This window comes from Pseudomonas sp. YJ42, assembly GCF_047225135.1.
GTDB classification, from domain to species: domain Bacteria; phylum Pseudomonadota; class Gammaproteobacteria; order Pseudomonadales; family Pseudomonadaceae; genus Stutzerimonas; species Stutzerimonas stutzeri_E.
The window spans coordinates 3,955,969-3,969,517 of sequence record NZ_CP178378.1 but is presented as its reverse complement, the minus strand read 5'-3'; the positions used below and the strand labels follow the sequence as shown (position 1 = coordinate 3,969,517).

The window sequence follows — 13,549 nt, the reverse complement described above, 5'->3', positions numbered from 1 at the left end:
GCCAAAGAGTAGTGCAAGCCAACAATGACTACAGCCGCACGGCATAGTAGCCTCCCGGCCATTCTGAAAAAGGAGCATTGAATGATCTCGCGCCGTACCAAAATCGTCGCCACGCTGGGTCCTGCCAGCAGCTCACCGAATGTACTGGAAAAGATGATCCTGGCGGGCCTCGATGTCGCCCGCTTGAATTTCTCTCATGGTGCTCCAGATGAGCACCGCGCCCGGGCGCAGCTGGTACGGGACATCGCCGCGAAACACGGTCGCTTCGTCGCCCTATTGGGCGACCTGCAAGGGCCGAAAATCCGCATCGCCAAGTTCGCCGGCAAGCGTATCGAATTAGCAGAGGGCGACAACTTCCGCTTCTCCGTCACCCACCCTCGCGATGCAGGCACCCAGGACGTGGTGGGCATCGACTACCCGGATCTGGTCAAAGATTGCAGCGTTGGCGATGAATTGCTCCTCGATGATGGTCGCGTGGTCATGCGCGTTGACAACGCCACGGCCGACGAACTGCATTGCACTGTACTAATTGGCGGGCCGCTGTCGGACAACAAAGGCATCAATCGTCGGGGAGGCGGGCTGACTGCGCCGGCGCTGACCGCCAAGGACAAAGCCGACATCAAGCTGGCCGCCGAGATGGATCTGGACTACCTCGCCGTGTCCTTCCCTCGCGATGCCGCCGATATGGAACTGGCCCGCCGCCTGCGCGACGAGGCCGGCTCCAGCGCCTGGCTGATCGCCAAGATCGAGCGCGCCGAAGCGGTCGCCGATGATGAGGCGCTGGACGGCTTGATCCGCGCCAGCGATGGCGTGATGGTCGCGCGAGGCGACCTGGGCGTCGAGATCGGCGACGCCGAACTGGTGGGCATTCAGAAGAAGATCATTCTTCACGCACGCCGCAACAACAAGGTCGTCATCACCGCGACCCAGATGATGGAGTCGATGATCCAGAACCCGATGCCGACCCGCGCCGAGGTTTCCGATGTAGCCAACGCGGTGCTGGACTACACCGACGCGGTCATGCTGTCGGCCGAAAGCGCTGCCGGCGAATACCCGATCGAGGCGATCAAGGCGATGGCACGCGTCTGCGTCGGAGCCGAGAAGCATCCGACCAGCATCAAGTCCAGCCACCGTCTCGGCCAGCGCTTCGAGCGCAGTGATGAAAGCACCGCGCTGGCGGCGATGTACACCGCCAACCACTTCCCCGGCGTTAAGGCGATCATCAGCCTGACCGAAAGCGGCTATACCCCGCTGATCATGTCGCGCATCCGCTCGTCGGTACCGATCTTTGCATACTCGCCCCATCGCGAGACCCAGGCACGGGTCGCCATGTTCCGCGGTGTGCAGACCATTCCGTTCGATCCGGCCGCACTGCCAGCGGACAAGGTCAGCCAGGCGGCGGTGGATGAGTTGCTCAAACGCAACATCGTCAACGTTGGCGACTGGGTGATCCTGACCAAGGGCGATACCTATCACGGCACCGGCGGCACCAACACCATGAAGATCCTGCGTGTAGGCGATTCATTGAGTTGATGGTCTCGAAGCACGCCAGGTGACGGCCAATGGGGGCCTGATACCTTGGCGTGCTTCGATCACGCGCCCCTAGCCATCTCTTGGGGGCGATGCGCCGTCGTTGCTCAAGGCTCGACGTGGCGCACCAGAAAAGCGTCGCTCAGCACCTGCCCCCGCGGCAGTCCCGCGAGAAACAGGCGCTTGGCGCAGTCCTCGACGAATCCGCTTCCCCCGCAGAGCAGTGCGATTTCCTGGCGCGACGTAGCGCGTACGGATTGCAGACTGTCATGCGTCTGTTCGGAATCGACCCACTCGATACTCAGGTTGTCATGCCCCTGTGCGAGACGCTCCAACGACGCTCGCAGGTAGGACGCACCTCGACAGAAATGCAGCAGCCGTATCGGCCCTAGATGATCCTGACGCAGCGCCTCGCGCAACAGGGCCCAAAGAGGTGCGAGCCCGGTACCGGCCGCCAGCATCAACAGGGGACGCGTCTGCCATTCGGGCTCGTAGCGCAGCGCGCCGGCGTGCAGCTGACCAAGGCGCAGGCTGTCTCCCATCTTCAGGGCGCGCGCCGAATCGCAGAAGGCACCCGGATTGTGGCAATCGAGGTGAAACTCAAGCCAGGGATCCTCCCCGGGCACGCTCGCCAATGAATAAGGCCTGGCAACGCCACGGTCAGTCCACAGCAGCACGTGCTGGCCGGCGCGGTAACGCAGCGGACGCTCGGCCTGCAGCCGCAGGCGCAGGACCTGTCCATCGAGCCAATCGAGCCCTTCCACTCGTGCCGCCAGCCCCTCGCGCACCGGGTCGTACACGGCGACACTGAGATCTTCGGTGACGGCGCATTGGCAGGCGAGTCTCCACCCCTGTAAACGCCGACCGACATCGAGCGCGTCCGGCTGGGCATCCTTTGGCTCACCCCGCAGGCAGCGCACCAGACAGGCGTGGCAACTGCCCGCACGACAGCTGTAGGGCACGTTCAGGCCAGCATCATTGAGCGCATCGAGCAGGTTCTTCCCCTCGCTCACCGTCCAGGACCGCGCCCCATGGGTAATTTCAGGCATCGACGGCCGCCCAGCTTGCCTCGCAGCGATTACGCCCGTTGGCCTTGGCCCGATAGAGCGCCATGTCGGCGCGCTGCAATGACTCGTCCAGATCGTCGCCAGCATTGAGCAGCGTCAGCCCGACCGACAGACTGAGATGCCCCGCCTGTAACTCCACGTCCAGCGGCTGGGCATTGGCAAACGCCTCGCGCAGGCGCTCACAACAAGCGCTGAACTGCTCGGCATCGGTGTGCGGCAACAGCAGGACGAACTCCTCGCCACCGTAGCGGGCCAGGATATCGCCGTCGCGCAAGCACGAACGCGCTACCGAGGCGAACATCTGCAGCACACGATCGCCCGTGGCGTGCCCGTGCAGATCGTTTACCCGCTTGAAATGATCGAGGTCGATCAATGCGAGGCCGGACTGATGGCCCGCCCGTAATCGACTCAGCTCCGCCTCGGCCCGGCGAATGAAATGACGGCGGTTGTACAACCCGGTGAGCTCGTCCGTGGAGGCCAGATCCTCCAGTTGCCGCATCATGCCGCGCAGCGTTTCCTGGTGCGCCTGCAAGGCGAAACGGCGCTGACGCATGCGCTGACGCAGCTTGTAGACGTAACCGACGAACAGGCACATCCAGATGAGCGTTACCAGCAATACGCCAGCCTCCAGCAGCGCTACCTGCGAGTCGCCGAGACGATCGAGATATGCATCGTACAGCGACATGCCGACGAAACTGACGAGCGCCAGTACGGCGTAGCGGATGAATACTTTCGGCGGCAGAAACACGGCGAACATCAGCACCAGCACATAGAGCACCAGCAAAGAGCCGCGACTATCGCCGAGATTGAACAGAAAGAAGGTCAGCCACACCAGCGCAACCAACACCTGCGGCTCGGTCAGACTGGGGTCGCGAAAGCGCAGGTTGTAGCCTCGGGAAAACACCCAGAAGAACCCCAACTGGCTGACCAGGATCATCAAAGAGCCCGCAATAGCAGTGTCTAACGGCGCTTGATAGAAGCCCCCGGCGACGGTAATCCATGTCAGCAGCAAGGCGAGGCCGTAGGTGCCTGCTGCCATACCGAAGCGCTTGATGACCAGCTGCTGCAGCGCCTGCTGTTCGCTTTCGTCACGAGTCACGCGCATGGAATCCTTCCCATAATGGCAATTAGACATACTTTACGCTGGCCACTTGCAAAAGCCTACAAGCCCCGGTTCTTCTGACAGGACGAGCTACCGATCGTCCGATGTGCGGCAGTTCTGCCACCTTCTGCTCGATCATTCCAACTGCTTTCTGCCCGAGCACCACAGGCGCATTATTGTCAGTGTGCAGTTGACCCACAGCCTCACCGACACCCGCTTCGATGTGCATCCCTTCACCTTTAGCTCGTCTGTGTACCCTGCGGCGCAGCGAGTTATACTGCCGCGCATTTTTTAACCTGAGCGCGTTGGCCAAATTCCCCGCGCGCCTTGTCTCCGCCCCGCCAAGAGGACGCGCTGCATGACCGTGATCAAGCAAGACGACCTGATACAAAGCGTTGCCGACGCTTTGCAGTTCATTTCCTATTACCACCCCGTCGATTTCATCCAGGCGATGCACGAGGCCTACTTGCGGGAGGAGTCGCCGGCAGCGCGCGACTCCATGGCGCAGATTCTGATCAATTCGCGGATGTGCGCAACCGGCCACCGGCCGATCTGTCAGGATACCGGCATCGTCACCGTGTTCGTGCGCGTGGGCATGGACGTACGCTGGGATGGCGCCACCATGAGTCTGGACGACATGATCAACGAAGGCGTTCGCCGCGCCTACAACCTGCCGGAAAACGTCCTGCGTGCTTCGATCCTCGCCGACCCGGCTGGTTCCCGCAAGAACACCAAAGACAACACACCCGCCGTTATCCACTACTCCATCGTTCCGGGTGACAAGGTGGAAGTGGACGTCGCGGCCAAGGGTGGCGGCTCAGAGAACAAGTCGAAGATGGCCATGCTCAACCCGTCCGATTCGATCGTCGACTGGGTCCTGAAAACCGTTCCAACCATGGGCGCAGGCTGGTGCCCGCCCGGCATGCTCGGCATCGGCATCGGCGGCACCGCCGAGAAAGCCGCGGTGATGGCCAAGGAAGTGTTGATGGAGTCCATCGACATCCATGAGCTAAAGGCTCGTGGCCCGCAGAACCGCATTGAAGAGCTGCGTCTGGAGCTGTTCGAGAAGGTCAATCAGCTGGGCATCGGCGCCCAGGGCCTGGGCGGCCTGACCACCGTGCTCGACGTGAAGATCATGGACTACCCGACCCACGCCGCCTCGCTGCCGGTGTGCATGATCCCCAACTGCGCCGCCACTCGCCACGCACACTTCGTGCTCGATGGTTCCGGCCCGGCCGAGCTGACCCCTCCGCCGCTGGATGCCTACCCCGAGATCGTCTGGGAAGCCGGCCCGAGCGCCCGCCGCGTCAACCTCGACACCATCACCCCGGAAGAAGTGCAGAGCTGGAAGCCGGGCGAAACCGTGCTGCTCAACGGCAAGATGCTCACCGGCCGCGACGCCGCGCACAAGCGCATGGTCGACATGCTGAACAAGGGTGAAGAGCTGCCGGTGGACCTCAAAGGCCGCTTCATCTACTACGTCGGCCCGGTGGATCCGGTCGGTGACGAAGTGGTGGGCCCGGCTGGCCCGACCACCGCGACGCGGATGGACAAGTTCACCCGTCAGATCCTCGAAAGTACTGGCCTACTGGGCATGATCGGCAAGTCCGAGCGCGGCCCGATCGCCATCGACGCGATCAAGGACAACAAGGCCGTCTACCTGATGGCCGTCGGTGGCGCGGCTTATCTGGTCGCCCAGGCGATCAAGAAGTCCAAGGTGCTGGCCTTCGCCGAACTGGGCATGGAAGCCATCTACGAGTTCGAAGTGAAGGACATGCCGGTCACCGTCGCCGTCGATACCAATGGCGAGTCGGTCCATATCACCGGGCCGGCGATCTGGCAGAAGAAGATTTCGGACAGCCTGGCCGTCGAAGTGCAGTAAGCAACACCCACAAAAAAGCCCGGCTCAGTGCCGGGCTTTTTTGTTTCTGCGTGCCGGATCAGCGATTGAACCGCTCGACCAGGGCGCGCAGCCCTCGAGCAGCGTCTTCCAGCTCGCGACCGCGCTGCATGGTCTGGTCAGCCTTGTTCACGTTGCCGTCGGTGCTGACGGCAATACTGGTGACCTGCCGCGCGATGTCTTCGGCCACGTGTGCCTGTTCATCGGCGGCGGTGGCCATTTGCTGACTCATGCCGGTAATGCGACTAACCGCCTCGCGAATTCCTTGCAGTGCCTGTTGCGCCTTGACCACCTGCGCCAGCCCCTGAGCCGCCTCCCGGTCGCCGACCTGGGCGATGGCGACCGCCCCGTCAGCCTTGCTGGTCAGCGACTGAATGATGGCCTGGATCTGCTGCGTCGAGTCACGGGTCTTGCTCGCCAGCGCCCGCACCTCGTCTGCGACGACAGCAAAGCCCCTGCCCTGCTCACCGGCGCGGGCAGCCTCGATCGCAGCGTTCAGCGCCAGCAAGTTGGTCTGCTCGGCAATGCTCTGGATCATCCCCGCAGCCGACATGATCTGCTGGGTTTCCCCTGCCAGCTCATTCACCGCGCTGCCGATGTTGGTAACGGTGCCGGCCAGCGATTCGATCGCCTGGCGCGACTGGGCAGCGACTCGATCACCGTCGTTCGCGAGCGCATTCGCGGTAATGGCCTCCTCGGCTGTCTGCTGCACATGGCCGGCCACTTCGGTGATCGACGCGGTCATCTCGGTGACTGCAGTGGCAGTCATGTCCGTTTCACTACGCTGCTGGCGAAGGTCGTTCTCGGTCTGGCTGGCCAGCATGGACGTTTCCGCAGAGGCACGTTCGACCTGCCCAGCCAAATCGGAAAGCCGCGTCAGTGCGGTGCGCAGGCGAGCATCCTCGCTGATCAGCGCCATCTCGAGGCGGGCGGCATTGCCGTGTTGCTGTGTGTAGGTGAGCGCAACGACCGGATCGGTGAATGCCTGCGGAACGCTTTGGAGTATCGAATGCAGCTTCCGCTCTGCGACGAAATGAGAACTGAGCCCAAGCGCGAAGAACAAACCCAGCACGGTTACCACTTCAACTGCCGGCGGTAGCCAGAAGATTCCTGCCGCTGCAAGCGATGCCGCGCACATTGGCATCGCCAAGGTACGGGCCCAGCCCTGAAGTCGACGCCCGAAGGAAACCGCCGCTTGGCCGTTACGCAGACGCTCGTATAGCCCAGTGGCTTGCGCGACCTGCTCGGCGGTAGGTTTGACCCGAACCGACTCGAAACCGGTCAGCTTGCCATCGTCGAGGATCGGCGTGACATAGGCGCTGACCCAGTAGAAATCGCCATTCTTGCAACGGTTCTTGACCACCCCCATCCAGCTCTTGCCTGCCTTCAGATAGCCCCACATGGCGGCGAACACAGCGGGCGGCATGTCTGGGTGGCGAACCAAATTATGGTCACTCCCGATCAGCTCGGCCCTGGAATAGCCACTTACTGCAACGAATTCATCGTTGCAGTAAAGAATCTTGCCCTGTGTATCGGTTGCCGAGATTAGTCGCTGATGCGCCGGAAAACTCCGCTCGGTGTTGCTTACCGGCCCGTTATTTCTCATCGTCCCAATCTCCATGATGCCGATTCGATAACAAAACAGACTCGTCAGTCATGACGAATCAAACTGTTACAAGGAATCGGTCGGATGGAGGCTAACTTGAGCCGGACTTCGATTAATAAAACGGTATCGGACGAATTACAGGACTCTGCATTACGAAAAATCAGGCGGTAGATCGACGTAGCTGAACGAACAACGCCTCGACCTTCGCCCTGGCCCAGGGCGTCTTGCGCAAGAAGGTCAGGCTCGATTTGATGCTGGGGCCGCTTTTGAAGCAGCGAATGTCGACCCGCTCGGCCAGCCCCTCCCACCCGAAATGTGCCTGAAGCTCCACCAGAATGGATTCCAGCGTTACGCCGTGGAGAGGATCTTTTGCCTGGGTCATGGTGTTATCGAGCCTGAAAGAACGCTTCAACGAAAAAGGCCCGCCGAGGCGGACCTTGTAAACAGCACGCCATATTACAGGCTGATGCGTGTGCCGAGCACATCGAGGAAGGCGGCTAGCCACTCGGGATGCGCCGGCCATGCCGGTGCGGTAACCAGGTTGCCGTCGGTATGCGCCTTGTCGACACCAATATCGACGAACTCGCCCCCAGCCAGCTTCACTTCCGGTGCGCAGGCCGGATAGGCGCTGCAGGCACGGCCTTCGAGGATCCCGGCAGCCGCCAACAGCTGCGGGCCATGGCACACCGCAGCGATTGGCTTTTGCGCCTCGCTGAACGCCCTGACCAGGCTTAGCACCTGATCGTTGAGCCGCAAATACTCCGGCGAACGCCCGCCCGGCACCACCAGCGCATCGTAGTCTTCGGCGCGCACCGCGTCGAAATCGAAGTTCAGCGCGAAATTATGGCCAGGCTTTTCGCTGTAGGTCTGATCGCCTTCGAAGTCGTGAATCGCCGTACGCACCGTGTCACCGGCCTTTTTGTCCGGGCAGACGGCGTGCACCGTATGACCGACCATCTGCAGCGCCTGGAACGGCACCATGGTTTCGTAGTCTTCGACGTAATCGCCAACCAGCATCAGAATTTTTTTCGCAGCCATCGAAACACTCTCCCAGTCATAGAACATTGCGGCGGTTCGGCCACGCCGTCAGCCACTTCGATTGAATATATTGATCATGAGCCTATCGAGCAGACCCCACATGCGCTGATAGAGGCGCTGGCTCAGCGGACGCGAATGCCATTGCTGCATATCGATTTCCAGGCTGCGGGCGAAATCGTGCTCGAAGCTCTTCTCCACTGAAGCGCTGAACTGAGTGTCGACCGCTTCCAGATTGGCTTCCAGGTTCCAGCGCAGATTCCAGTGATCGAAGTTGCAGGAGCCGACACTGACCCAATCGTCGACCAGCACCATTTTCAGATGAAGGAAGTGTGGCTGATATTCGTGGATCCGCACGCCGGCACGTAGCAATCGTGGGTAATAGCGCTGCCCCGCGTAGCGAACCGAGGGATGGTCGGTGTTGCGGCTGGTGAGCAACAGTTGTACGTCGACCCCGCGTCTCGCGGCGCGCATCAACTCACGACGAACACGGCCGGTGGGCAGGAAATAAGGTGTCGCCAGCCAGATCCGACGCTCCGCGTGCCGCATGTTGCGCAGCAGGCTGTGGAGGATGTCGCGATGCTGTCGCGCCGCCGAATAGGCGACTCGCCCCATGCCGTCGTCCGATGGCGGGTTGGCCGGAACTTTGGGCATTCGTTGCGGCAATGGCAGCTGCCATATCCGCCTTTTCAGACACAACGCCCACTGCACGTCGAACAGCCGCCGCCAGTCCTCCAGTAACGGACCGGAAATCTCGACCATTGCTTCGTGCCAGTGCTCTTCGGGATTTGAGGGGTTCCAGAACTCGTCAGTGGCTCCGGTGCCACCAACGAAACAGTGCTCGTCATCGATCAGAATCAGCTTGCGATGATCTCGATGCAGGTTGCGAAACTTCAAATGAAGTTTCAGCGGGTTGTACTGACGCAGATCGACTCCGGCATCAGTCAGCCGCTGTCGGGTCTTCTGCCCCAGCTTGAGGCAACCGAAACCATCGAACAGACAGCGCACCCGTACTCCACGCTCGGCGGCCGTCACCAGGCTATCGATCAGCCGATCCGCGCATTGCCCGTCTTCGACGAGATAGAGCTCGACATCCACCCGACGCTCGGCGGCATCGATACTCGCCAATATGCGTGGGAAGAAAGCCGGTCCATCGATCAACAGCTGGAAACGATTGCCCTCTCGCCAGGGGAAAACGTCCCCGGCCAGTATCATGACAGGACGCTCCACAATAACGCCGCGCGCTGAGCAGGGATGGCGATACAGCTGAAAGACATTGAAATCCTTGTCTGGTGAACACTGGACGCCAACCACGAGCGCCCCTGAAACCTGTGAAGATTGAACCGTGCTGTCGCGGCACGCCTGTTATAGGTTCGTACCGTAACGAGGAGTTCCCGAGTTGCCGCCATTACCTGCTCTACGCCTGGTCACCTTCGGGTGTCAGCCCAAACACCTCCGCAGCCTGTGCGAGCCGCTTGGCCTGCGCACCACGCGCCAGTTGCAGCACGCCGCGGTCGCGCCGCCAAAGATCCAACCACTGCTGCGGGCCTAGCGCCAGCGCGACGTCCACCTCATCGGCAAGCACCGCGAACTGCAGATTCAGAGAAGCCAGTAACAGGTGTGTTGCGGATGCTGCAGGCGAAAGTCGCGAAACCTCAGCCGCGCCGGCCAACAGCCCCAAGAGCTGCAATTGCAACCGTTGCGGCCAGCCACATTCCAAGCTGACGCCGTAAAGCCAACTGACCAGAGCCGCCAGTACATGCAGATCTTCCAGCGTGCGGAACGGTTTGACGTAGTCGTCCCAGCCATCACCGGACAACCGGTGGCATGCCGCACCTTCCAGCCGCAAGCGACCATGCGGAATATCGACCAGTAAGGGTAACGGCGGCCTCGACTCGACGATCACACCGTGCTCACCGGAACCGACGACGCACAGGCTCAGCCGCGGACGCTCGCCGGGCTCCTCATCGCGCGCAGGCACCAATAGCCAGGTCGCCGCAGAGCCGGCTGTGACGAAATCCTTGCAACCCGTCAGCAGCAGCCCGTCCAGACGAGTCAGCATGTCGGCCGGACGCAATGAACGGTTCTCGGTGGCGCACAACGCACCGAGCCCCTCTGGCGCGGCCGGCCAAAGTCGCCGCAACGCCGCCTGATAGCCCGCCAGAAAGGCCAGGCCCGGCGTGGCCGCCAGTCGGCCACCCAGCACTGCCAGCGCGAAAGGATCCTCCGCGCTTCGCGACCGCAGATCGGCGAACCAATCCTCCAGCGCAGCAGGCGGCGGCAGGCGTTGCAGCGGGACGAGCAGGTCATGCCAAGACATCGAATCTCACTCCATGGGTTCAGCGAAGGGATAGCCAATGGCAATCACCGTCATCCAAGCATCATCGATCCGTAACAGTCATGACACTGCCTCTGCCTAGCCTGAGTCGGCATCACTGATTGACGGAACGCCAACCATAACAACCAAGCGCTCCGAATGCATTGCCACGCCAAGGCTGACCAGGAGACAGGGTATGACCACCATCGCTTTTCCTCGCACCACGCGACGCCTGCAAGCAGAGCGGCTGCACGGCCAGGCCGCGCTGCTCGAAGCCCAAGCCTTGCGCTACCGGGTGTTTAGCAGCGAGTTCGGCGCGCAGCTGCAAGGCGCCGAAGCTGGATTGGACTGCGACGACTTCGACGCGCACTGCAGCCACATCGGCGTGCGCGATCTCGATAGTGGCGAACTGGTCGCTACCACACGCCTGCTCGATAACCTGACGGCACGCGGACTCGGGCGCTTCTACAGCGAAGAGGAATTCAGCCTGCAGGGTCTCGCGGAGTTGGACGCACCGATACTCGAGATCGGTCGTACCTGCGTGCATCCGGCCTACCGCAACGGGGCGACCATCGCCGTGCTCTGGAGCGCGCTGGCCGATGCGCTGAACCAGGGCGGCTATCGCTACCTGATGGGCTGCGCGAGCATTCCGATGCGCGACGGCGGCGTCCAGGCTCAAGCGATCATGCAGCGCCTGCGCGAGCGGTATCTGTGCACCGAGCTGCTGCACGCCAACCCGAAGAACCCATTGCCCACGCTGGAGCTGCCGGACAATGTGATCGCAGAAACCCCGCCGCTGCTCAAGGCCTATCTGCGACTCGGGGCGAAAATCTGCGGCGAGCCGTGCTGGGACCCGGACTTCCAGGTCGCCGACGTTTTCATCCTGCTCAAACGCGACGAGCTGTGCCCGCGCTACGCACGCCACTTCAAGGCGGCCGTCTGAATGGGCAGGCTGCGCTTGTATCTGCGACTGACCCGGCTGTGTGGAGTGATTGCAGTCGGGCTCTCGCTGGCGAGCGGATTGAAGTTGCTGTCCTTGCTCCGACTCAGGCCATCCCAAGGGATGCGCCATCGGCTGTGCCGCTGGTTTCTCGCACGGCTGGCCGCAGCGCTGCCGTACGAGGTTCGGCTGACCGGCAAGCGCCCCGCTCAGCCAATGCTATGGCTCTCCAATCACCTGTCCTGGACGGACATTCCGCTGCTTGGGATGCTGCAGCCGATGACTTTTCTGGCCAAATCCGAAGTACGTCAATGGCCATTGCTCGGCTGGCTCGCTGCCGAGGCGGGCACGCAGTTCATTAGGCGTGGAAGCGGCGACAGCAGCACGCTGAATCAGCTGTTGAGCGCCGAGCTAGAGCAGGGTCGCAATCTGCTGATTTTTCCCGAAGGCACAACCACGGACGGCACGATTCTGCGCACCTTTCATTCACGATTGCTGGCGTGCGCGATCGAAACCGGCACACCGATCCAACCCGTGGCAATCCGCTATTTGCGCGGTGGCGAGGCCGATCTCATCACGCCGTTCATCGGTGAAGACGATCTGCTTTCGCACCTGTTCCGGCTGCTGGCGGTCGAGGTTGCAGTCGTGGAAATACAGCTGCTGCAACCCATCGACAGCTGCGGCATGGAGCGCAACCGGCTGGCACGCACCTGCCACACGGCCATCTCCGACGCGCTGTACGACGCAGCCACGCCGGTATCCGTGGCGGCCTGATGTAAGCCGAGCGCAAGGAAGCGCTGCTAGACTGGCCGCATGAACTATCTCGCACATCTGCATCTCGGCGGCTCGCAGCCCGGCGAGATGCTCGGCAGTCTCTACGGCGACTTCGTCAAAGGCCCCTTGCAAGGCCGCTGGCCTGCCGACATCGAAGCTGGAATACGCCTGCACCGGCAGATCGACGTCTATACCGACAGCCATCCCTTGGTGCTGCAAGCCAAGCAGCGCTTTCCCAGTGAGCGGCGGCGTTATGCGGGGATATTGATCGACCTGTTTTTTGACCACTGTCTGGCCGCGCACTGGCATGACTATGCCGAAGAACCCCTGCAGCGATTCACCGCGCGGGTCTATCAGGTGCTACATGACGAGGCCGAGCTCCCCGGCAAGCTCGCATTTATCGCGCCCCGCATGGCGGCTCAGGACTGGCTCGGCAGTTACCGGGACTTCGCCGTAATGGAGCAGGTGGTGGCCGGAATGAGTCGACGACTGTCGCGCCCGGAAGGGTTGGCGGGCGGGGTCGCCGAGCTGGAACGGCTATACCTGCCGCTCCAGCAGGATTTCCGCGAGTTCTATCCGCAGTTGCAGGATTTTGCGCGGCTCAAAGGCACCAGCCGGAGCGCGGTCGATCAGCTGAAATAATCGGCGCTCGCCGCGAAATGCACTCAGCCCCGTAGAGCTGCAGCGAAGCGTTCCAGCCAAGGCTCCGCATCGTTTTCAGGTGTTACCGTTTCGCTGGCATCGAGACGCAGCATGTCCTGCACCTCGCGCACGCCCAACTCGGCATACAGTTCTCGGACTAGCTCACCGGCGCCGCAGAAGGTATCGCCATAACTGGCGTCGCCCAGCGCGATGACGCCGCCCGGCAAGCCCTGCCACGCCGGGAACTGATCGCGAATGGCCGAATACAACGGGACAAAGTTGTCGGGCAATTCACCCATCCCAGTGGTGGCCGTCACCACCAGCAGCGCTTGCGGCGCGAAGTCGACGATCTGCGCCAGTTGCGCACGCGGGTCGTGCCAGGTGTCGAAACCCGCCGCTTTCAGAAATGATGCGGCATGGCGAGCGACGTCTTCGGCGGTGCCGTAGACCGTGCCGGAGAGGATGGCGACTTTCATGGTGGGCTCCGTTGCGAATTGAAGCGAAGCATTATGCCGTATTCGGCCTCTGTACCCGACCGCGCGATCTACACTCGCCATCAAGGCGTGCTGCAAGGAACTGATTGACGAAAACATTGTCGCAAGGCCGTCCTGGTAGAGGATCTCGCGGCGCCGAGGC

The 13,549-nt window shown here is 61.9% G+C and carries 13 protein-coding genes; 5 read left to right on the top strand and 8 right to left on the bottom strand.

All coding sequences use genetic code 11. The annotated features are described in order from the left end of the window. Nucleotides 1-81: 81 nt before the first annotated feature. Nucleotides 82-1,533, top strand: coding sequence for a pyruvate kinase (gene pyk, locus ACL0K2_RS18260; RefSeq protein WP_413043178.1), 1,452 nt, complete (start codon nt 82-84; stop codon nt 1,531-1,533). Nucleotides 1,534-1,637: 104 nt separating this feature from the next. Here the strand turns inward: pyk and ACL0K2_RS18255 are convergent, their stop codons facing one another. Both ACL0K2_RS18255 and ACL0K2_RS18250 read right to left on the bottom strand, forming a co-directional pair. Continuing rightward, the gene (locus tag ACL0K2_RS18255) at nt 1,638-2,579 is read right to left on the bottom strand and encodes an iron-sulfur-binding ferredoxin reductase (protein ID WP_045160928.1); all 942 of its coding nucleotides are present in this window, start codon (nt 2,577-2,579) and stop codon (nt 1,638-1,640) included. Beyond that, on the bottom strand, nt 2,572-3,702 hold the full coding sequence (locus ACL0K2_RS18250; protein ID WP_413043177.1) for a diguanylate cyclase domain-containing protein: 1,131 nt from the start codon (nt 3,700-3,702) through the stop codon (nt 2,572-2,574). Before ACL0K2_RS18250 ends, ACL0K2_RS18255 begins: the two co-directional genes overlap by 8 nt. Before the next feature lie 355 nt (nt 3,703-4,057). On the opposite strand from ACL0K2_RS18250, the gene ACL0K2_RS18245 reads away from it, so the two are divergent. After that, nucleotides 4,058-5,581 carry a fumarate hydratase gene (locus ACL0K2_RS18245; RefSeq protein ID WP_045160926.1) on the top strand — a complete coding sequence of 508 codons (1,524 nt, stop codon included), beginning with the start codon at nt 4,058-4,060 and terminating at the stop codon, nt 5,579-5,581. A 58-nt stretch (nt 5,582-5,639) separates the two neighbouring features. Here ACL0K2_RS18245 and ACL0K2_RS18240 read toward each other — a convergent pair whose 3' ends face one another. The 5 genes from ACL0K2_RS18240 to ACL0K2_RS18220 all read right to left on the bottom strand — a co-directional run bounded on the left by ACL0K2_RS18240 (nt 5,640) and on the right by ACL0K2_RS18220 (nt 10,560). Further along, nucleotides 5,640-7,205: a PAS domain-containing methyl-accepting chemotaxis protein gene (locus ACL0K2_RS18240; RefSeq protein ID WP_413043176.1), complete on the bottom strand. Its 1,566-nt coding sequence runs from the start codon at nt 7,203-7,205 to the stop codon at nt 5,640-5,642. 160 nt (nt 7,206-7,365) lie between these two features. After that, nucleotides 7,366-7,587: a VF530 family DNA-binding protein gene (locus tag ACL0K2_RS18235; protein WP_413043175.1), complete on the bottom strand. Its 222-nt coding sequence runs from the start codon at nt 7,585-7,587 to the stop codon at nt 7,366-7,368. A 74-nt stretch (nt 7,588-7,661) separates the two neighbouring features. Continuing rightward, nucleotides 7,662-8,243 (bottom strand): DJ-1/PfpI family protein, encoded by a 582-nt coding sequence (locus ACL0K2_RS18230; protein WP_413043174.1) that lies wholly within the window; start codon nt 8,241-8,243, stop codon nt 7,662-7,664. A 48-nt stretch (nt 8,244-8,291) separates the two neighbouring features. After that, nucleotides 8,292-9,455 (bottom strand): phospholipase D-like domain-containing protein, encoded by a 1,164-nt coding sequence (locus tag ACL0K2_RS18225; RefSeq protein ID WP_045160923.1) that lies wholly within the window; start codon nt 9,453-9,455, stop codon nt 8,292-8,294. A 202-nt stretch (nt 9,456-9,657) separates the two neighbouring features. Next, nucleotides 9,658-10,560, bottom strand: coding sequence for an acyl-CoA dehydrogenase (locus ACL0K2_RS18220; protein WP_413043173.1), 903 nt, complete (start codon nt 10,558-10,560; stop codon nt 9,658-9,660). Between the two features lie 193 nt (nt 10,561-10,753). On the opposite strand from ACL0K2_RS18220, the gene olsB reads away from it, so the two are divergent. Genes olsB through ACL0K2_RS18205 form a run of 3 tightly spaced genes read left to right on the top strand, consistent with a single transcriptional unit; the run spans nt 10,754 to nt 12,913 of the window. Next, nucleotides 10,754-11,500, top strand: a complete 747-nt coding sequence (olsB, locus tag ACL0K2_RS18215) for an L-ornithine N(alpha)-acyltransferase (RefSeq protein ID WP_045160921.1) — start codon at nt 10,754-10,756, stop codon at nt 11,498-11,500. After that, nucleotides 11,501-12,271: a lysophospholipid acyltransferase family protein gene (locus tag ACL0K2_RS18210; protein ID WP_045160920.1), complete on the top strand. Its 771-nt coding sequence runs from the start codon at nt 11,501-11,503 to the stop codon at nt 12,269-12,271. A 39-nt stretch (nt 12,272-12,310) separates the two neighbouring features. Next, entirely contained in the window at nt 12,311-12,913 is a 603-nt protein-coding gene (locus ACL0K2_RS18205) for an ACP phosphodiesterase (RefSeq protein ID WP_239610853.1), read from the top strand. Between the two features lie 23 nt (nt 12,914-12,936). On the opposite strand, the gene ACL0K2_RS18200 is transcribed toward ACL0K2_RS18205, so the two are convergent. Continuing rightward, nucleotides 12,937-13,389: a flavodoxin gene (locus tag ACL0K2_RS18200; RefSeq protein ID WP_045160918.1), complete on the bottom strand. Its 453-nt coding sequence runs from the start codon at nt 13,387-13,389 to the stop codon at nt 12,937-12,939. Nucleotides 13,390-13,549: the final 160 nt, after the last annotated feature.